Source organism: Actinoplanes sp. NPDC051494, assembly GCF_044454705.1.
GTDB lineage: Bacteria > Actinomycetota > Actinomycetes > Mycobacteriales > Micromonosporaceae > Actinoplanes.
The window spans coordinates 207208-227621 of record NZ_JBITDZ010000002.1 but is presented as its reverse complement, the minus strand read 5'-3'; the positions used below and the strand labels follow the sequence as shown (position 1 = coordinate 227621).

Sequence of the window (20414 nt, the reverse complement as noted above, 5' to 3'; positions counted from 1 at the left end):
GGCCGACGCCGGGCGCGGTGGGCAGCTCGACCCGGGCGGTGACGGTGACCGGGATCGCGGCGCCGACTGCTCATTTCACCGACGACACGAGGCCAGGGCTTCATGCCTTCCGGCGCGAATACCTACGTCAACGGCCAGCTCGCACTCACCATGGCTCCACGAAACATATGCGAGTAGCTCAGCCACCATCCACCGGGTAACCACGGACTCGTCGTGGTGTCTGCCAGCCGCTCACGCCGGGCAGTGAAACGCAGGCATCGCGTCTTGCCGGTCGATGCCCGCGTTTCACCGCCTGTTGTTCGAGATCCGACAGCGCCCTCAGGGGTGCTGGTCGAAGCTCTTCTCCATCTCCGCGATCAAAGCGTGCAGCGCCGCCCTCACGTCGTCGGCCTCGATCTCGACGGCGGTGAACTGGCCGTACAGGCCGGCGAGTCTGACCCGCCGGCTGTCGACCGGGTGCAGGGTGGCGCTCGTCGTGGTCACCGGCCCCAGGAGTCCCCCGGGGACGGACCGGGCCGACCAGTGGTCGAGGTAGGCGCGGACCGGGGCCGCCTGGGTGCCGAACGAGTCGGTGAGGGTCTCGATCGCCAGGGCCAGGTTCTCGTCGAGCGGTGGGACCGCCGAGCATTCCCAGATGCCGTCCGCTCGCGAGAACCGCCATTCGTGCACCATCGCGGACGACCTCATCGACTCGCCGGGAAGAAGGTGGTGAGCACACCCTTGTCGAGGTAGCCCATCATGCTGACACCGCGGTGGGAACCCGTGACGAGTGTGCCATTCCTCTTGAACGTGCCGTTGGCCAGCAGTGCGTAGCCGGCCTCCCGGATGTCGGCCTCTCCCCAGGCAAGGGGGAAGAATGTGTGACCGATCGAGTCCTTGGGCGTCGGGCTGTAGTCGTCGTCGAGGTGACCGACAGTGCCCTTGACCTCCCACGCTCCGTCGGCGCGCTCGGACATGACGCCGCTGATGAAACGGTTGTCCGGGAGGTTGGTCGGGTCGGTGCCCGGGTTCATGTGCCAGCCCGCGAAACCGTTCTCGGTGACCTCGCCGTGCAGCACGTGGTTCATCGTCGATTCCGGGATGACCGGGCAGCTGTCGTTGTGGACCAGGACCGACTCGGTGCCCGCCACCACGAAGTACGTGTGGATGTCGGTGACCGTGAGGTTGTGGACGGTGGCCTCGGGGACCGTCCAGCGCTCGACCGCCGCCACCTGGACCCAGCTGCCGGTACCGGTGCGCAACCACTGGCCGGGCCGCAGGTCCGTGGCGTCGACCCACTCGCGCAGTTCGGGGACCCAGAAGGGGTGACCGTCGGTGGCGGTGACCTCGGCGGTGTCCGTGCCCCGGGCGCCGTCGGTGTCGATGACGATCCCGACCAGGTGCTTGACCCCGGTGCCGACGATCGTGGCGGACACCGTACGGGTCGTGGTCGTGCCGGTCTCCGGGTCGGTTACCAGGACCTCGTCGCCGTTGCTGACGTCCTCGATCGCCCTGGTCGAGCCGTCCGCCATGAGCACCCGGGTGCCCGGCACGAAGCTGTTGCAGGAGCCGCCGGCCCGGCCGCTGCCGCCACCGCCGCTGCTGCCGCCGTCGGAGCGTGAACCGCCGCCGGAGCTGCCGCTCGGCTTCGACGCCTGCGGCTTCCCGCCGCCGCCTCCACCGCCACCGCCGCCCTTGCCGCCGCCGCCACGGGTGGCCGACGCGGAGGAGGACTTGGGGGCGGCCGCGGCCTGGGCGTTCTTGTGGACCGGGTTGCCGGTCTTCTTGGTCTCGGCCACCGCCCTGTTGCTGGCGGTGTTGGCCTTGTCCATGGCCTTCTTGCGGGCGACCTCGGCCGCCTTCTTCGCCCGTTCGATCGCGAGCTTCTTCGCCGCCAGGGCCGAGCGTTCCGCGGCCTTCGCGGCGGCCAGCACCTTCGTGGCCATGCCGATGGCGTTGCGCCAGGCCTGGATCGCGGCGATGGTCCGGTTGACCGCCTTGATCACACCGGGGATCTTGGCGACCTTGCCCCACGGGATGGCCCCGATGATCAGGCTGCCGCAGGCCCACATGTCACCACCGAAACAACCGATGGCGTCGTTGATGCCGATGAAGTCGGCCAGCAGGCCCCAGGCCGCACCCAGGATGACCGACATCAGCGACTGGTTCATCGTCGACTGGGCCTGGGCGACCTGGGCCGCCGACAGACCGGCGCCCGCCAGCGCCGCGGACATCTCCGACGGGGTGAGCGAGATCGACAGGCCGGTGGGGTCGGCGTGGGTGACCGGGTTGTTGTGCGCGTACGAGTACCCGTTGGATTGCTGCGGATCCTGGAGGTCCACGATCGGGTCGGCGGACAGGAACCGGCCCACGGCCGGGTCGTACAGCCGGGCACCGAGACGGGTGTATCCGCTGGCATCGTCGCGGTTCGCGCCGAGGAAGCCGGCATCGGTCTGCATGTTGACGGTCAGTGGCGCGGCGCCGCGGACGTTGCCGAACGGATCCTGTTTGCGGATCCGGGTCTCCATGCCGTCCTTGAGCGCGACCTCCGCGGACGGGGTGCCCTGCGGGTCGGCGGCGATCGCCACCAGGGCGGAGGCCGCCGCGCCGTACGAGAACCTCAGAACCGAACCACCGGGCGTGCTGTACGACCGGTGGGTCTTGACCAGCGTCCCGCCCTTGTTGGTGGTGACCTCGGCCTCGCCGAGACTGAGCGTGGCCTGCTTGCCCTGGATGCTCAGGAGCTGGTTGCCACCCGGGCCGTAGATGTAGCGGGTGTTGTTCTGCGGCTCCCACTTCTGACCGGCCGCCGCGGTGTCACAGGTCGCCAGCACGATCAACGCGCCGTTCGGGCCGGCGACGTCCTTGACCGCCATGCACAGACCCGAGGCGGCGTGGATCAGCTGCCCGGTGGTGTTGCGCTTCAGGTTCTGCGCGGCGGTGCCGTCACACTTCTGCAGCGCGAACGCGGAACCGGCGGTGCCGGCCGCGGGCTGGAGGCACCACTTGTCGTACGCGGCCAGCGTCCCCAGGTTGGGATCGGCCTGGCCGGGGGCGACGGTGAACCGCCACTTCTGCGAGATGGTGGCGTTACAGGCGTACAACTGGATCGCCTGCGCCGCCTGGGCCAGACCCGCCTTCAGGTCGAGGCACTTGCCGGCCAGACCGTAGTACGAGGTCTTGCCGCTCTCGCCCTGACCGGTGATCCGCTCGATCTCCCCGTCGTGGGTCCAGGTGAGCTCCTGCTTGTCACCGTTGGTGATCGAGGTGACCGACTTCGTCTCACCCGTCAGCTCGTAGAGCCGCTCGGCCTCGGCGGTGACCGCGGCACCCTGCGGCGTCACGTACTTCTTGGTGACCTTCGTGAGGGTGCCGGGCTGGGCGCCGTTCCTGCCGTACGTGTAATCGGTGACGGCGTCCTTGGCGGTGTCCCCGGCGAGGTTCTTGTCGGTCAGCTTCTCGCGGTTGCCGAGGCTGTCGTACTTGTACTCCTGCCAGTAGCCGGAGTTGTCGGCCCCGGCGGCGACGGTCGCGGCGGCCGGGGCGGCGGCGCACGACTCCTGGTCCTTGGCGGTCCAGGCCTTGGTGAGCTGGCCGATGGTGTCGTAGTCGAAGCACTGGCGCTCGGCGATACCCACGGACTGCTCGCGGATGTCGGTGATGTTGCCCGCCGCGTCGTACGCGTAGTTGCGGTTGCTGACCAGGTTGCCGCTGACGAGCGCCTTGTTGCCGGTGTTCTCGCGGTAGACCTGCTGACCGGTGAGCGCGCCGCTGGCCTCGTCGTAGGTCGACTGCGCCCAGACCCGGTAGGGGTGTGCGCCCAGGGTCGACCGAAGCACCTGCCCGTACGGGGAGTACGCCGTCTCGGTGCCGTACCAGTCCTGTCCCGACACCGTCAGCGGCAGCCCGTCCTTGCTGTAGCGCACCAGCAGCTTCTCGGCCGGGAAGTTGCCGACGGCGGGGAGCTGCTGGGTCTCCGGAAGGCCGGTGTCGGTGTAGCCGTAGGTGTAGGTGTACGAGGGCTTGAAGCCCCACTCGGTGGCGATGCTCGGCGGCAGCGTCAGCGTGGCCGAGGTCGGCTGGTAGTCGTTGGTGTAGCCGCCGATCGACTGCGTGTACGCCAGTCCGTCGGTGTAGCGGGTCGCCGCCGCGGGCAGGCCCACCCCGCCGGCCGAGGTGTCGTACGTGTACGAGCTGAGCAGGGTGCCGGTCGCGCTGCCGAGCCGCTGCTCGATCGGGCGGGAGATCTCGTCGTAGCCGTTCCAGACGGTGACGCCGCGGGCGTTCGTGGTGGTCAGCGGACGGTCGCGGTGGTCGTACGCGGTGGTCGTGGTGCCGCTGTCCGGGTCGGTGGCGCGGGTCATCCGGCCACGCTGGTCGTACGCCCAGGTCCACTGCTTGGCGGCGCTGCTGCCGTTGACGGCCTTGACCATCTGGCCACGGCTGTCGTACTCGTAGCGGATGCTGGTGTAGGCGGTCCTATTCACGTCGGTGAACGTGTCGACCCGGGTGGTGCGGCCGAGCCCGTCGCTGTAGACGCGGTAGGACGCGGCCCCCTCCGGGTTGACGACCGTGGAGTAGTCGAATCCGTACTGGTAGGACGTCGCCCGGTCCGGTGCCGGCGCGCCGTTCAGGACGGGCAGCTCGGTGAGCACCCGGCCGAGGCCGTCGTAGGTGTAGCGGGTGGCGTTCGGGACGAGCGTGTCGGATTCCGGGGTGAAGATCTTCTCGGCGGGGCCGTTCGCGGCGAAGTAGGCGTTGTTGGACTGCCAGACCTCCCCGGAGCCGTTGTAGAGCGTGTCGGTGATCAGCCGGCCGCCGCCGACCGCCTCCTCCTGGCTCTGCCGTTCCCGGCCCAGCCCGTCGAAGAACGAGACCGAGGTCTGGATCTTGTTCTCATGGCCCCGGGTACGGGTGACGACGTGCGGCACCTCGAGCGGCTCGGTGTGGTAGCTCGCCTCGAAGTCGGGCACCGCGGTGGTGGCCCGGCCCGCGCCCCAGGCCTTGACCAACCGGCCGAGGGCGTCGTACTGCGCGACGCTGACCCGCTTGTTGGCGTCGCTGGTCCGCAGTCCGGTCGACCGGCCCGGCTCGATGTCCTGGACCTGCTCGTGGCCGAGGGAGTTCTTCTCGGTCACCTTGTACGCCTGGCCGGTCGCGGGCTCGTACGTGGTGGTGGAGGTCTTGCCGTCGATGTCGGTGCGGGAGGTGACCCGGCCGATGGTGTCGAAGGCGACGGTGCCGTCGGACTGGAAACCGGAGCTGTCGGCCTTCAGGGAGAACGTCTGGGAGGCCCGGCCCTGGGTGGTGGCGGCGAGCGCGCCGTAGGCCTGGCCGTCGTACGCGGTGCGGACCGCGGACACCAGCGACTTGAGGTCGGTGAACGTCGCCTTGGCACAGGTGGTCGCGCTGCCCAGGACCTGCTTGGACAGGCCGATCAGGTGCTTGGCCGGGTCGTGCAGGTACTCCAGTCTCGTGCAGGACTCGTCGCCGTCCACGCCGGTGTCCCCGAGGGACTCGACCTGGGTCGGCAGGCCGTACCCGGTGTCGTACGTGGTGGTGCTCTTGAGCGTGCGGATCTCGCGCTTGTCGTCGCCGCTGCCGGAGGAACGGGTGTAGGAGATCGACTCGGGTTCGGTGACCCGCCAGGCGATCAGCGGGCTCAGGCCGTCGCCCCGGTCGCGGCGGGCGAGTTCCTGGGCCTGCGGGACGGTGACCGACCGGGTCAGCCAGCCCGTCTCGTCGTTGTCGGTGGACTTCGAGTAGGTGAGTTCCTCGGCGATCCGCCCGGCGAACGGCTCGCGGTCCTTGGCGATCTCCTTGCCGGCGGCGTCGGCGACCACGACGCTGTCGCCCATGCCCCGGAAGAAGCGGGTGACCGCCTTGGTGACCGTGGCGCCGACGCTCTCCTGCGTCTCGCCGGTCAGGACGGTGACCTTGCCGAAGCCGGCGAACTGGGAGTACGTCCGGGTGGACTTCTTGGTGAACTCCTGCTCGGCGAGCTTCCAGCCGGCGTTGTCGTACGCGTACCGGGTGATGGTGTTGCTGGTGCCGTCGACGTTCGGCAGTTCCTCGACCGAGTCCACGACGTACTTGTGGAACCAGTCGATCTGCTCGACCTCGGGGTCCGGATGCCAGAACGACGGGTAGCAGAGCCGGTCGTTGGACTTCAGCAGCGCGGTCTGGCTCTTGGTCGGCAGGCCGGTGCCGGTCGCGCAGTCACCCACCGGCGCCTTGTAGCTGATGACGGTCTCGCCGCCGTACTCGTTGATGACCCGGGAGACGCGCAGCCGGGAGAAGCCGGGACTGTTGTCCCGCTTGACCCGGTTGGGCATGTCCTCGACGTTCGGCTCGAACTTCACCGCGTTGAGCGTGATCCGCTCGGTGTTGTCGACGCCGAATCCGGTACGCGCGATCGACTTCAGCCACAGCGCGGTGTTGGTGCCGGTCCGGTACTTCGGGAACGACTGGACGAGCTGGTACTCGTCGACCTTCTGCCGGGCGGTGCTGCCCGCGACCCGTTGCGCCGACGTGGTGATCTTGGCCAGGCGTTTCGTGGAGTAGAACGACGGTGCCGCGTTCCAGCACATCTTCTTGGCTTCACAGCGCAGGTCGGCCGGGGTGTCGTACCAGATGCGGTATTTCCCGGGGTCCTTGGACTTGTAGTTGTCCGCGGTGCACGTGACCGAACCCTCGTCGTAGCACCGTTCCTCGACCGCGAAATCGACACTGGCCGGGGCCACCGCGGAGAAGATCGACTCCTTGCGCTGGCCGTAGTCGATGCGCTTGAGGTAACCGGCACGGTCGTAGGTGACCGGCGCCTTCCAGTTGAAGTTACGGGCGTAGTAGCCCTTGTCCTCCTTCTGCCACCAGAAACTCATCGCGTTGCCCTGCAGGTCCTCGACATAGTCGAGCGACCAGCGCCACGCCTGCTGGCACCAGGACTTGGTCCATTCCTTGGTGTAACAGGGCTCGCCCGCGTGGTTGCCGTGCACCGGCATCGTCAGCACCGAGTTGGTGACGTCCTTGCCGGAGGTCCAGCCCGGGAGCTTGTTCAACCCGAAGTGGTACCGGGTGCCGTCGCGGGTGGTGACGACCCAGTACTCGCCGTCCTTGTCCCCGTTGTCCCTGCCCGTGTCGTACTTCTGCTCGATCTTCGAGCCGTCACCGTTGGCCGTGGTCCACGTGTCGTTGTCGTAGACCAGCTCGGTGGTCGTGCCGCCCAGCGACAGCGTGGCGTTCTGCGATCCCCAGCACATGTCGCCGGTCTTGTGCTCGGCGTTGTTGGAACCGGCCTTCTTGGAATCCTGCCGGCAACTCGCGTAGCTACGGGTGATCGATCCGGCACTGTAATCCCAGCCGTCACCGATCCAGGACGCCTGGTTGTTCGACGCCGAGGTGCGCCCGTCGACCGACTGCGAGGAATACCCGAGGCCGATCTGCGGCGCCATGCCACCGGAGGCCTGCGGGACCTGCACCTGGTACGAGTACGTGAACGCACCCGACGACGAACCCGCGGCCCAGGAGCCGGAGGACAGCAGCGGGGTCGCGGAGTAGTCACCGGAGGCCGAGGCACCGGTGTCCAGGGCGCCGACGACGCCACCGGCGTCGGCGGCCGAGGCGGCCCGGGCCCCGGCGGCGGGCGGTGTGCCGAGCAGGCCGGCGACCGGGACGCTGCCGGACACCACGCGGCGCTCCGTGGCGGTGTCACCGGCGGCGCGCGCGAATGTCTTGGCCGCCGGGACGAGCTCGACCTCGCTGGAGAGCAGCCGCGCGGTCCCGGCTGGCTCTTCCTCCTCGCTGGGCGCGCAGTCGCCGGTGCCGGGGGCGTCGTAGACACAGTCCGGTAGCAGCACGAGACCGAAACGGTCGGCGGCCTCGGGTCCGTACAGGTCCACGAAGGTCGTGTAGTCGACGCTCAGCGCGACCTGCGCGGCGGGATCCGCGGTGGCCGGCGGGGAGAGCTTCATGATCAGACCGGGCACACCAGCGTCCTGCGACGCCTCGTGCGTGGCCAGGCCGACGGTCCACTCACCGGCGAGGTCGGCCGGGTCGGCACCCTCGGGGACGCCGAGCGTCACCGGCAGGTCGGCGACCTGAACCGCCTCCCCCGCCGCCACATCGGTCAGGTCGACCGTGCCGGTGCCGTCGTTCCACGGCTGCACGGACCGCGGCACGTACGGATCGACCGGCACCTCGGGAGCGGGTTCGAGCGTCTGGTCGGCGGATTCGTCCTGATCGACCACCTTGGACGTCGGCAGCTTGGGCAGTTCGACGCGGCTGCTGCCCGCGGACGGCGGCACCGCGAGGCCCGCCGTCGAGCTCGCGGTGACCACCAGCGTGGTCGACAGCAGCACGGCGAACGCCGCGCGGGCCGGGCGCTGCCATCGGCCTCGGCCATTCCAGGACCACGACCTGAACCAGCAAGCATCGGTGCGACTCCCACCCCGTAAAGCACCACAGAAGACACGCCACTCTCGGCGCGCGCCTGGGCACTGTGCGGCAGGAAAGCCGGGGACTCAAGATCACGGAAAGTTACCGGAGAGGTACGGATGAGAGGTGCACCACACGGTGATCACGCACAGAAAACAGCAAACTTAAATATTTAGACGTATCGCATAGTTACGGGGGAATGCGTCAAGTCGACCCTCGATATCTCGCATAAGAATCCCATTCGGACGTCACACCACCACCCCGAGCAGTTGTGTAACAGCTGGATAACCCCCCGCGGGGGCGGGCACTATGCCACAGTGTGCCCGCACCCTGTCCACCCGGCGGCGTGGTCCGCCGCGGCAGGCGCCTCAGCGCGCGGAGTCCGCGAGGATGTCGCGGACCATGGGGATCACCTTCGCACCGTAAAGCTCCACCGCGCGCAGGCGTGCGCTGACCGGCTGGGCGCCGGCGGTGTACACCAGGTCGAAGCGGCCCGCGCCGACCTTCCGCACGGCCGCGGCGATCTTGCGGGCCACGGTCTCCGGCGACCCGACGTACAGCGAGCCCTCGGCCACCTCGGCGTCGTAGTCGGAGCGGCGCAGCGGCGGCCACCCGCGCAACGCGCCGATCCGGTCCAGCATCACCTTGTACGTCGGGTAGTACAGCTCCTTCGCCTCCTCGTCGGAGTCGGCGACGAAACCGGGCGAGTGCATGCCGACCGGGAGGGCGACGGTGCCGAGCTGGTCGGCCGCGCGCCGGTACAGGTCGGTGTACGGGGCGAACCGGGCCGGGTCGCCGCCGATGATGGCGAGCATGAGCGGCAGGCCGTAGCGGGCGGTGCGCACCACCGACTGCGGGGACCCGCCGACGCCCACCCAGGTGTCGAGGCGGCCGGACTCCGTCTTCGGGAACACGTCGGCGTCGGTGAGCGCGGCGCGGGTGGTGCCTTCCCACGTGACCGGGTTCTCGTCGAGCAGCTTCACGAAGAGCTCGAGTTTCTCCTCGAACAGCACGTCGTAGTCGCTCATCTCGTAGCCGAACAGCGGGAACGACTCGGTGAAGGAGCCGCGGCCGAGGATCGCCTGGGCGCGGCCGTTCGACAGCGCGTCGACGGTCGCGAAGCGCTGGAAGACCCGGACCGGGTCGTCGGAGCTGAGCACGGTCACGCCGGAGGCGAGCTTGATGCGGCTGGTACGGGCGGCGATGCCGGCGAGCACGGTCTCCGGGGTGGAGATCGAGTACTCGGGGCGGTGGTGCTCGCCGAGGGCGATCACGTCGACGCCGAGCTCGTCGGCGAGCACCGCCTCGTCGACGACCTGACGGATCGCGGCGGCGTGGGTCAGCGGCCGGCCGGCGTCGTCCACCGGCACGTCGCCGAAGGTGTCGAGGCCCATCTGCAGATCGGTCATCACGGTCTCCCGGTAATTGACATGTCAACTCTATGATCGAACCGTCCAACACCAGGGAGGTCGGTTTTTATGCCCCCGTCACGACGGCTGCCCACCCGCGATCAGCTCCGGGTGTGGCGTGAGTTCATCGAGAGCACCGAGGCGCTGCGCGCGGTGGTGGCCGCCCGGCTGCTCAGCGACACCGGGCTCTCGATGGGTGACTACGCGGTGCTGCTGGCGCTGGACGAGGCGCCCGGCGGCCGGATCCGCTCCTCCGAGCTGGCCGCGGCGATCAGCTGGGAACGCAGCCGGCTGTCGCATCACCTCGCTCGGATGGAGCGGCGCGGGCTCATCCGCCGGGAGCCGGCGGCCACCGACAGCCGGGGCGCGGAGATCCTGCTCGAACCGGCCGGGGAAAGCGCGTTCCGGGCGGCCACCGTGCCGCATCTGCGGGCCGTCCGGGAGCTGTTCGTCGACGCCCTCACCCCGGAGCAGCTCACCCGGACGGGTGACATCGCCGCCGCGCTGCGCCGGGCCGCCGCGGTCAGTCCCGGCGAGCGGCCAGGAACCGGGTCAGGGTGACGCATGCGGCGGCGAGCACGACCGAGACGGCGAGGTACCCGGTCAGCGGGCCGAGCATGTCGCCGGCCGGGCGGGCGGTGGACAGCAGCTTGAGCACCGGATTGACCGGCGGCACCGGCGTGAGCGGGACCGCGATCACCACGACCAGAGCGAGCAGCAGCGAGTAGCCGGGCCGGGGCACCACCAGCCGCGAGCACAGGACACCGACCGCGATGCCGGTGCACACGCAGGTCAGCTCCGCGAGCGCGCCGGCACCGAGGTCGGCCGGGCCGTAGCGGTGCCGGCCCGCCACGATCGGGAAGATCAGACCGGTGACCGTGAGGACGGCACCGAACAGCAGCGCGAGCAGGAGCTCGGCCAGCAGGACCCGGCCCGCGCCACCGGCCGCCACGGCCTGGATCGCCCGGCGTACCGGATCCTCGTGGTTGACGATCGTCACGGTGAGCCAGCACATGGCGACCAGCAGACAGCCCGCGGACACCGTGTAGGAGCCGGTGAGGGCGCCGGAATCGTTGATCGTGAAGACCGACAGCACCACGGCGAACAGCAGCAGCGGGGCGACGTAGCGTTGCCCGTGCAGCACCGCGGCGAGGTTGTACCGGATCAGCGCGACCACGTGCCCGCCTCCCGCCCGGCCGGTCCGCGGCGCACCTCGGCGACGGACCACCCGTCGCGCAGCGCGCTCAGGAGCAGGTCGTCGGCGGCGTCGGCGCGTACCCGGATCCGGATCTGCCCGTCCTCGCCGGCGCAGGCCGCGACGCCGTCGACGGCCGGCCAGTCCACCCGGCGGGCCCGGCCGGGGTCGGTCAGGACGACGGACACGAGGGGTACGCGGTCCCGGGCCCCCGCCACCCGCACCGACTGGACGCGGCCGGCCTCGATCCGGTAGCTCATGCTCGCGTAGGCGCTGCTGACGGCCTCGCGGTGGTCGGTGAACACCACCGTGCCGCCGTCGCCGGCCACCTCGCCGATGACGGCGGCCAGGACCTCGTGGGCGGTGGCGTCCAGACCCGACCACGGTTCGTCGAGCACCAGCAGCCCGGGCGCGACCATCAGCGCCTGGCCGAGCGCCACCTTCTGGGCGTTACCCTTGGACAGCGCGCGGATCGGGGTGCGGATCCCGCCCACGAGGTCGAGGCGTTCCAGCAGGTCCTGGCCGCGCCGGCGGGCGGCGGCGGTGCCCAGCCCGCGGATCCGGCCGACATGGACCAGGTAGGCCAGCGAGCCCATGGCGTCGGACGCGGGGAAACGGTCGGGGACGTACCCGATGATCGGGGGATAGCCGGTGATCCGGCCCCGGGTGGGCCGCGACACCCCGGCGAGCAGGCGCAGCAGGGTGGATTTTCCCGACCCGTTCGAGCCGAGCACCGAGACGGATCCGCCTTCCGGGAGCTCCATCTCGACCTGGTGCAGGACCCACGGACCGCCCGGGTACCGCTTGCCGACGTCGTCCAATCGCAGCGAGGCCACTCCTCAACCTAACGCACCGGCCCCCACCGGGCCCCGGCCGCCGGAACTGACGGGTGGGTGGGGGCGCTCCCCCGTGCCGCCTGAAGCAGCGAACGCCCCCAACCCACCCGCGGCCCGCCGCATCAGCTCAGCGATAAACGTTTGTTGCCTGACGTTGCTGTATCAGGCAACAGACGTGGTGCGATAGGGTGTGAGCATACGCCCACAATGGAGTGTGCTGTCAACGCACGTTCTCCCGGCGACGCCATCGCGACACGGCTGTTTACCGAGAGTTCACCGGAGGTGCCCTCGATGACCGAGGAGAGGCTCGACCCAGCCGCTCTGCCACACCTCGACACCCTGGCGGAGAAGCTGGAGTTCCTCTTCGACCGGATCCGGCCGACCGCCGCCGAGCTGGGCGAGGAGGGCGAGACCGGCCGCCGGTACACCACCAAGGAGATCGCCGGGAAGATCAACCAGGCGGCCACCATGGACCCGCACCCGGTGACGATCAGCGCCGCCTACGTCGGTGAGATGCGGCGCGGGGTGACCACCGACCCGCGCGCCTCGCACATCACGGCCCTGGCCAAGGCGTTCGGCGTGGACCCCGGCTTCTTCATCGACAGCAAGACGACCCGCGCCGTGCAGGAGCAGATCGACCTGCTCAACGACCTGCGCGAGATCCGGGTCGAGCAGCTGGCCCTGCGCCGGGTGCTGCAGCAGCAGGGCCTGTCCGTGGACAGCACCCGGCTCATCGAGCAGCTGGTGCACCGGTGCCGTCAGCTCGAGGGCCTGCCGGGTGTCAGCACCGGCCCCGACCGGGCAGACTGACCCCCTTGAAGCACCGCGAGGCCGTACGAGGAAAGGTGACATGGGCGAACGGGCACTGCGACGTAAGTGCGAAGGCATTCTCGACGACCTCGACGCCGGCGGGCATCTCGACATCCGCGAGCTCTGCGACCTGGTGAGCCGCCGCCAGGGCCGGCCGATCCACCTGGTCGCGGAGAGCCTGCCCGAGTCCGGGCCGTGCGGCCTGACCGTGCGGACCGCGGCGTTCGACGCGATCTTCTACGAGAAGGACACCAGCCCGCTGCACCAGAACCACATCATCGGCCACGAGCTCGGGCACCTGGTCTGCGGCCACCTCTGCGGACCGGTGGTCGACGCCGAGGCGTCGCGCGTGCTGCTGCCCAATCTGGATCCCGGGCTGGTCCGCGCGGTCCTCGGGCGCACCAACTACACCGCGGTCGAGGAACGCGAGGCCGAGATGATCGCCTCGCTGATCCTGCGGCGCACCACGATGCACGTCGCGCCGCCCACCCCCGCCGACCCGGCCTTCTCCGACGTCCTCGACCGCCTGGCCCACACGCTGGAGAACCCGGAGCGCCGTGACCGTGGCTAGCATTCTGTACCCCACGGTCGCGCTGCTCGCCGCGATCGCCCTGGCCTACAAGCTCCCGGCGCTGCGGCGCGACCCGGGCAGCCCGACCCGCCGCGCGCTGGCGTCGATGCTGCTGTTCCTGATCTGGGCGCCGGCGGTCAACACGCCCGCGGTCTACCTCGCGTTCGACCGGCTGACCGGGGTGCCGAACCTGGCCCGGCTGATCGCCCACTGCGGCATCCTGGGCTTCGCCGCGTCGGTGCAGATCCTGCTGCTGCACTGGACGGTCTCCGGCCCGCGGCCCCGCCGGACCCGGCTCCGGCTGCTCACCGTGGCGGTCGCGGCCGCGGCGATGACCGTCTTCTTCGTCCTCGCCCCGGTCGACGTGTCCACCACCGATTTCACCACCCGGTACGGCGACGCCCCCTGGATCACCGAGTACATGCTCGTCTACCTGGGCTACTTCACCGTGGCCCTGGTCGACATCATGCGGCTGTCCTGGCGGTTCGCGAACCTGACGTCGCGCACGTTCCTGCGGGCCGGGCTGCGCCTGGTCACCGTCGGCGGCGGTTTCGGGGTCGTCTACACCGTCGAGAAGGCGCTGTACATCGTCGCCCGCGGCGCCGGCGTGACGCTGGTGCCGGCCGGGGTCCAGGAGTCGCTGTCCCCGGTGCTCACCGCGACCGGGTCGCTGCTGATGCTGATCGGGCTGACCATCCCCTCGTGGGGGCCACGGGTCGCCGGGGTCGTCACGCGCGTCCGCCGGTACGTGACGTTCCGGCAGCTGGAACCGCTGTGGTCGCTCATGCGCGACGCGACACCGGAGATCACCCTGGAGGCCACCGCGCGGCGTGGCCTCGGCGACCTGGAATACCGCCTCGTGCGCCGGGTCGTCGAGATCCGCGACGGCGGGCTGGCCCTGCGCCCGTACCTGGACACCCGGGTCGCCGCGGCGGTGCGACAGCGCGGTGCCGCCGCCGGCCTCGCCCCGGAGCAGGTCCACGCCGGCGTGCAGGCGGCCCTGTTCAGCGACGCCGCCCGCGCCAAGACCCAGGGCCGGACCCCACCCGAGGTGTACGAGATGACGGCGGCCGGCGGCACGGATCTCGACGGCGAGATCGTCGAACTGGTGCGGGTCGCCCGCGCGCTGAAGTCACCCGTCGTGCGCGAAACCGTCCGCTGACCGAGCCTCCTGGAGGACCGACCGTGCCCACGCCCATCCTGCCCAACGCCGAGAGCACCATGGACAGCATCACCGCCCTCGCCGCGGTGCTGCCGGCCGCCCAGCGCAGCGCCGCCGCGTACGCCCGGGGTATCGGGTTGTTCTCCGGGACCGCCGAGATCGCGGCCGCGCACCCGTCCGGCCGGGCCTACGTGATCGCGACGAAACTGGCGCTCATCCATTCCGAGGCCGCCGAGGCGGTGGAGGAGATCCGCAGCCGGGACACCGATCTGGACCTCGACCCGCGGCCGGCCGGTGACCCGCTGAGCGCGGAGCTGGCCGACATCGTGCTGCGCACGCTGGAGCTCGCCGAGGACCTGCACGTCGACCTCGGCGCCGCCCTGGTGGCCAAGGCGGCCGGCACGGTCGGTGACTACCGGCACGGCGGGGTGCGATTCTGAATCGAATCCCGCCCCCCGGGTAGCCGGGACCGGCGGGCGCGTGATTACATTAGACAGAGAGGCCGGACGTCTTCCCCCGTGGATGCCCGGCCTCTTTCTATGCCCGGATGCCGGGTCGAGTTAGCCAGGCTAACCTTTGATCATGGCGAAAAGGCCTCGGACGGCTCCGAAGAACCCCCAGCTGTATCGCGTCGAAGTCCTCCGGACCGAACGCCTCACCCCGCACATGCACCGCGTCACCGTCGGCGGCGAGGCGCTCACGGCGTTCCCCTGGATGCGCTACGACCACTGGTTCCGCCTGTTCCTGCGCCTGCCCCACCAGACCGAGTTCGCGATGCCGGAGATCTCGGGCAAGAAGTGGTGGGTGGAGTTCCTCGAGGTCCCCGAGCAGACCCGCCCGCACTGCTCGAACTACACGGTCGCCGACCTGCGCGCGGCCGACGCCGAGATGGACATCGACTTCGTCGTGCACCGGGGCCCCGGCGGCGAACCCGAGGGCCCGGCCGCGATCTGGGCCTGCGCGGCCACCCCGGGCGAACCCCTCGCCGTGCTCGACCAGGGCATCCTGTTCGCCCCACCGGCCGGCGCCACCGACCTCACGATCGTCGCCGACGAGAGCGGCCTGCCCGCCGTCACCGGCATCCTGCGGTCCCTCCCGGCGGACACCGTGGGACGGGTCTTCCAGGAGGTCCCCACCGCCGCCGACCGCCGCGAGCTCACCGGACCGTCCGGCGTCACGATCACCTGGGCCGACCGCGACGACCACGGTGCCGTCCCGGGCGTCGCGGCCCTGCGCGCGCTGGAGTCGCTGGACGCCCTCGACCCCGGCGGCTACGGCTTCGTGGTCGGCGAGTCGACGCTCGCCACCCGGGGCCGCCGGCACCTGCACCAGATCGGCCTGCCGAAGGACCGGATCACGTTCTCCGGCTTCTGGAAATCCGATCACTGAGAGCTCACCGCCGGTGTGTAGCGGCGTGCGTAGGTGCCGGCGGGAGACTCCGCGCGACAACTGTCCTTCGTGAAGGGGGAACGATCGTGCGGATCTCACGATGGCGGGCCGGCATGGCGCTCGCCGCGGCGGTGACCATGGGGACGACCTGCGGGGCGCTCGCCGCCACCGCGGCGCGGCAGAACGCCGCCGGGGCGACCGGCACCGTCGTCAACACGTGCACGAACCCGGTGCTGGACCGGGACCTGTCCGGCTGGGGCCGGCACGGCACGGGCGCGACACCGGGCCGGGTGGCGGTCGGCGCCCACGTGGTCGCCGACTACGCGTACGTGCAGCCCAGTGCCAACGGCGCCGACCCGGAGATGTACCTGCCGCAGAAGGACGTCACCCCGGGCGAGGTGTGGACGTTCGCGATGGACACCTGGGTGAGCGGGCCGGGCACCGCACCGGCGGTGGCCATGCAGGTCGACTGGTACTCCACCACGAACACCTATCTCGGGCACGCCGAGGGGCCTCGGGTAGCGGTGGCCGGCAGCAGCACCGAGCAGTGGACCCGGGTCGCGGGTGACTTCACCGCACCGGCCACGGCGGCGCGGGCCAACATCACCGCCCAGCTGACCGCCCCGGCGGGTATGACGTGGCGCTCGACCGCATGCGACTACCGCCCCGCCGGCACCGTGACCACTCCCCCGGCCACCCCGCCGACGACACCGGCCGGGGACACCGCCGCGGGCCGGCTCGGCTGGGGCACGTCGCTACCGGAGTCGGACGAGTTCTCGTACGGCAGTGCGGCCGCTCCCGCCGTACCGGATCAGTCGAAGTGGAAGTTGCAGGGTGGCGCGGTGAACTCGTGCGGGCCGGGCCACAACGGCAACGGCCGCCGGTGCGAGGAGAACACCCGGGTGCTCGGCGGCTTCGCCCGGATGACCGGCGAGGCCAACGGTGACACCGGCTGGCTCGGCAGCAGGCGCTCGCAGAAGTACGGGCGGTGGGAGGTCCGGGCCCGCTCCCAGGCGACCGCGGCGGACAACGGTGAGCAGTACCACCCGCTGCTGATCACGTGGCCGGCCAGCAACCAGTGGCCGCAGGGCGCCGAGTACGACTACCTGGAGAACGGTGCGCCGGGTGAGGCCTGCGCCGGGGCTTACCTGCACTATCCGAACCACCAGCCGAGAACGCAGGAGCACGCGGAGAAGTGCGGGGTGGACCTCACCCAGTGGCACAACTTCGGCTTCGAGTGGTCGCCGCAGGGCCTGACCGGATACCTCGACGGGGTGGTCTGGTTCACGTTCGACGACGACTGCATCCAGTGCGCGCCGGGCCCGATGTATCAGACCATCCAGCTCGACAACCTCAGCGGCACCTCGGTGCAGGCGGCGATCTACGAGATCGACTGGGCCCGGGTGTACGCGATCCCGGGCGTGAGCCAGTAGCACCACGCCGTCCCCGGCGGCGCCTACAGTGGAGGGTGTGGCGCCGATCCGGGGACGACGATGACCACGGGACGGCCGGTGTCCCCGGCCGTCCGGCGACGCTGCGCGGGGCTGGTGCGCCGGCTGGCCCGTACCGTCGGCATCCCGGCCCCGTTCGAGCTCGCCGGGTTCCTCGAGCGGTGGCGGGCGCAGCGCGCCGGGCGGCCGGTGGAGCTGCTGGCGCTGGACGTCGACGAGCTGCCCCGGGGCACGTGCGGGTTGTGGCTGGAGATGCCCGACCGCGACGTGGTCGGCTTTCCCGCCGGGGCCTCCCGGACCCACCGTGACCACATCGTGCTGCACGAGGTCGGGCACATGCTGGCCGGGCACCACGGGGTGCTGGGCGGCGGGGGGACGGCGGCGCTGCTGCCGGACCTGGATCCCGAGATGGTCCGCTCGGTGCTGGGCCGGTCGGTCTACAGCGACGTGCAGGAGCAGGAGGCCGAGCTGATCGCCTCGCTGATCCTGCACCGCTCGCTGCGCACCGGGGCACACGGGGACGACCCGGTGGTGGAACGCCTCCGGCGGACCCTGGACGACTAGGGCACCAGATGCGCCCCGGGCCGGGTCAGCCCTCGGCGAAGCGGTGGACCAGGCCGGAGCCGGTGAACGCGGCGCTGACCCGTTCGAGGCGGCGCACCACCTCGGCGAGATCCTCCTCGTCGTTGCCCGGCCGCGCCGAGACGGGATCGGCCTGTTCCGGGGTGCCGGCGCGCAGGGCGGCCAGGCCGGCGGCGAGGACGGCGGCGGCGCGGGTGACCTCGGCCTCGTCGCCGGAGAGGCCCTCGTCGGCCACGGCCGCGTCGATGCGGGCCAGGACCGGCGCGGTGAGGCTCTGGGCGGCGGCGAGCTGCGCGTCCTGGATCTCCACGACGCAGCGGTACAGCCGCAGCCCGGCGCCGCGGCGCGAGACCGGCAGCACGCTCTCCGGGCGGGCCGCGCGGACCGCCTCCCACAGCGGGCGCAGCCGGCGTTCGGCGCGCCGGTGGTCGGCGGCCCGGCCGGTGACCCGCAGCAGCACGGCGACCAGGACCAGGACCATCGCCAGCCCCGGGATGACGGCGGCGACCAGGAACTCGAGCCCGCCGTACCGGTCGCCGGTGAGGACCGCGTCCGGGTCGGCGCGGCTCACCACGAGTGCGCCGATGCGCCCGACGAGGTAGAGCATGCCGGCCGCGCAGGACCAGGAATACAGGTGCAGGCTCCGGCGCAGCCAGCGGTCGGTGACGCGGACGGCGTACCGGCGCAGGAGCAGGACCATCGCGGTGAGGGTGACCGCCAGGTATCCGGTGTAGACGAGGTAGTAGGTGACCACACCGGCGGGCGCGTCCGGGGAGGTGAACTCGTCGGCGGTGGTCGGTGTCGCGAGGAAGAAGCCGGTCAGCGCGATCAGGGCGGCCAGGAGCAGCAGGAGCCAGCGCCGGGCCAGCGTGGTGGCCCGCGGCCGGCCGTGCAGGATGTGCAGCATCATGACCTGCATCGCGTACGCGGCGATCAGCGTGGTGCCGTTGCCGGTGAGCTGGCCCAGGTTGACGAGCAGGGTGTTCTGCACGTCGCGGGCGGCGGGCGACTGGACCAGGAACGACACGCCGAGGGTGCCCAGCGACGCGGTCAGCGCGGTGCGTGACGGGGAGTCCGGGGCCGCCCGGCGGTGCGCCGTGCAGGCGGTCGACAGCAGGAGCACCCCCATCGTGGCGAATGCCCCGTTGACCGCGCCCGCATGTGACATCGATCGAAGGTTACCACTGCGTCCATCTACTGACAGTAGACACATCGAGCAATGCGCATCTACTGTGAGGAGACGGGACGGGGGCGGGTCATGCGGATGGGATCAGGCGGGGGAACCATCCGCATGCCCGGCGTCCTCGCCGCTGAGCCGCTGGATGATGCGCAGCACCGCGAGCCGGTCCGGCCCCGACAGCGTGCTGCTGCGCTGCATGATCTCCCGCACGTCGGCGTCCCGGGCGGCGGCCAGCAGCGCGAGCTGTTCGTCGATGTCCGCGGCCCGCTCGTCGGACAGGAAATAGGCCGGCGGCACCCCGAAGAAGGCGGCCAGCGCCTCGAGCTGCTTGACGGTGGGATTGTCCCGGCTGCCGTTGCGCAGCGCCCAGAGGTACTGCGGGGAGATCTGCACGTCGCCCCGGTCGCTGACCACCCGGGCGACCTCGGGATTGCTGAACGGCCGGGTCCGCCCCGCCGGGCGCACCACCGCGAACAGGTGGTTGAGCCGATCGGCGATGGACTGGCGGCCGGGCATGGGTTCGGCGACCTCCTCAGGACCAGCTCAGCTTAGCGCGGCGCAGGCCGCACCGACCCGCTGGAGTTGCAGTGACATTGATCCGGATGCTCGGCCCGCTGGAGGTCGAGGACAGCTCGGGACGGCCCGTCACCCCCGTGCGCCGCAAGCAACGCGAACTGCTCAGCCTGCTGCTGGTCCGGGCCGGCACGGTGGTCAGCACCGCCGAGATCGTGGACTGCCTCTGGCCCGGCCGGCCCCCGGCGTCCGCCCGCGCCAACGTGCACTCGTACGTGTGGGGGCTGCGCGGACTGCTCACCACCGACCGGCCGGCCCGGGTCCGCACCGGATACCTGCTCGACGTGGCCGCCGACGAGTGCGACGCGACGATGTTCGAGCGGCTGGCCGCCGGCGGTGCCACCGCCCTGGCCGGGGACCGGGCCGGCGAGGCGGCCGACCGGCTGGCGGCCGCGCTGGCGCTGTGGCGCGGCCCGGTGCTCGACGGACTGGACCGCGCCGACTGGCTGGCCCCGGCCGCGGCCCGGCTGGAGGAGACCCGGCTCACCGCGCTCGAGGACCACGTCCAGGCCCGGCTGCGGCTCGGGCGGCTGCGCGGCATGGCGGCCGAACTGAGCGAGGCCACCACCCGGTATCCGCTGCGCGAACGGCTGTGGGGGCACCTGATGGTGACGCTGCACCGCTCCGGGCGCAGCGCCGAGGCGCTGGCGGTCTACGGGCGGCTCGCCGACGTGCTGGACCGCGAGCTCGGCGCCCGGCCCGGACCGGGGGGGGGGGGGGGGGGGGGGGGGGGGGGGGGGGGGGGGGGGGGGGGGGGGGGGGGGGGGGGGGGGGGGGGGGGGGGGGGGGGGGGGCGCGGGGGCGGGGGGGGGGCGGGGGGGCGCGCGGCCCCCGGGCAAGGCGG

Annotated in this window: 15 protein-coding genes and 1 pseudogene; 9 read left to right on the top strand and 7 right to left on the bottom strand. The window is 71.3% G+C overall.

The window, feature by feature from the left end; translation table 11 throughout:
• Positions 1-318: 318 nt before the first annotated feature.
• From ACIA6A_RS07805 to ACIA6A_RS07795, 3 genes are all read right to left on the bottom strand, one after another.
• A complete protein-coding gene (locus ACIA6A_RS07805) occupies positions 319-672 on the bottom strand; it encodes a hypothetical protein (protein ID WP_396096687.1) in 354 nt (117 codons plus the stop codon).
• A gap of 11 nt (positions 673-683) precedes the next feature.
• Entirely contained in the window at positions 684-8336 is a 7653-nt protein-coding gene (locus tag ACIA6A_RS07800) for a ricin-type beta-trefoil lectin domain protein (RefSeq protein WP_396096685.1), read from the bottom strand.
• Positions 8337-8780: 444 nt separating this feature from the next.
• Positions 8781-9821 (bottom strand): LLM class flavin-dependent oxidoreductase, encoded by a 1041-nt coding sequence (locus ACIA6A_RS07795; protein WP_396096684.1) that lies wholly within the window; start codon positions 9819-9821, stop codon positions 8781-8783.
• Positions 9822-9890: 69 nt separating this feature from the next.
• On the opposite strand from ACIA6A_RS07795, the gene ACIA6A_RS07790 reads away from it, so the two are divergent.
• On the top strand, positions 9891-10382 hold the full coding sequence (locus ACIA6A_RS07790; protein ID WP_396096682.1) for a MarR family winged helix-turn-helix transcriptional regulator: 492 nt from the start codon (positions 9891-9893) through the stop codon (positions 10380-10382).
• On the opposite strand, the gene ACIA6A_RS07785 is transcribed toward ACIA6A_RS07790, so the two are convergent.
• On the bottom strand, positions 10345-10998 hold the full coding sequence (locus ACIA6A_RS07785) for a hypothetical protein (RefSeq protein ID WP_396096680.1): 654 nt from the start codon (positions 10996-10998) through the stop codon (positions 10345-10347). The genes ACIA6A_RS07790 and ACIA6A_RS07785 overlap by 38 nt on opposite strands.
• On the bottom strand, positions 10986-11852 hold the full coding sequence (locus tag ACIA6A_RS07780) for an ATP-binding cassette domain-containing protein (RefSeq protein ID WP_396096678.1): 867 nt from the start codon (positions 11850-11852) through the stop codon (positions 10986-10988). The genes ACIA6A_RS07785 and ACIA6A_RS07780 overlap by 13 nt, the downstream gene beginning before the upstream one ends.
• A 291-nt stretch (positions 11853-12143) precedes the next feature.
• On the opposite strand from ACIA6A_RS07780, the gene ACIA6A_RS07775 reads away from it, so the two are divergent.
• From ACIA6A_RS07775 to ACIA6A_RS07745, 7 genes are all read left to right on the top strand, one after another.
• Complete coding sequence (locus ACIA6A_RS07775; protein ID WP_396096677.1) at positions 12144-12662, top strand: hypothetical protein; 519 nt, start codon at positions 12144-12146, stop codon at positions 12660-12662.
• 40 nt (positions 12663-12702) lie between these two features.
• On the top strand, positions 12703-13233 hold the full coding sequence (locus ACIA6A_RS07770; RefSeq protein WP_396096675.1) for a hypothetical protein: 531 nt from the start codon (positions 12703-12705) through the stop codon (positions 13231-13233).
• Positions 13226-14395, top strand: a complete 1170-nt coding sequence (locus ACIA6A_RS07765; RefSeq protein WP_396096674.1) for an MAB_1171c family putative transporter — start codon at positions 13226-13228, stop codon at positions 14393-14395. Before ACIA6A_RS07770 ends, ACIA6A_RS07765 begins: the two co-directional genes overlap by 8 nt.
• Before the next feature lie 23 nt (positions 14396-14418).
• A complete protein-coding gene (locus ACIA6A_RS07760) occupies positions 14419-14835 on the top strand; it encodes a hypothetical protein (protein ID WP_396096673.1) in 417 nt (138 codons plus the stop codon).
• Positions 14836-14977: 142 nt separating this feature from the next.
• Positions 14978-15784, top strand: coding sequence for a siderophore-interacting protein (locus ACIA6A_RS07755; RefSeq protein ID WP_396096672.1), 807 nt, complete (start codon positions 14978-14980; stop codon positions 15782-15784).
• Between the two features lie 86 nt (positions 15785-15870).
• Positions 15871-17217 (top strand): hypothetical protein, encoded by a 1347-nt coding sequence (locus ACIA6A_RS07750; protein ID WP_396096671.1) that lies wholly within the window; start codon positions 15871-15873, stop codon positions 17215-17217.
• A 60-nt stretch (positions 17218-17277) separates the two neighbouring features.
• Entirely contained in the window at positions 17278-17799 is a 522-nt protein-coding gene (locus ACIA6A_RS07745) for a hypothetical protein (RefSeq protein ID WP_396096669.1), read from the top strand.
• Between the two features lie 25 nt (positions 17800-17824).
• Here ACIA6A_RS07745 and ACIA6A_RS07740 read toward each other — a convergent pair whose 3' ends face one another.
• Positions 17825-18985: an MAB_1171c family putative transporter gene (locus tag ACIA6A_RS07740; protein WP_396096668.1), complete on the bottom strand. Its 1161-nt coding sequence runs from the start codon at positions 18983-18985 to the stop codon at positions 17825-17827.
• Between the two features lie 102 nt (positions 18986-19087).
• On the bottom strand, positions 19088-19513 hold the full coding sequence (locus ACIA6A_RS07735; protein ID WP_396096667.1) for a helix-turn-helix domain-containing protein: 426 nt from the start codon (positions 19511-19513) through the stop codon (positions 19088-19090).
• Between the two features lie 86 nt (positions 19514-19599).
• Here ACIA6A_RS07735 and ACIA6A_RS07730 point away from each other — a divergent pair.
• Positions 19600-20265, top strand: a pseudogene (locus ACIA6A_RS07730) (BTAD domain-containing putative transcriptional regulator); the annotation flags it as partial.
• Between the last annotated feature and the right edge of the window lie 149 nt (positions 20266-20414).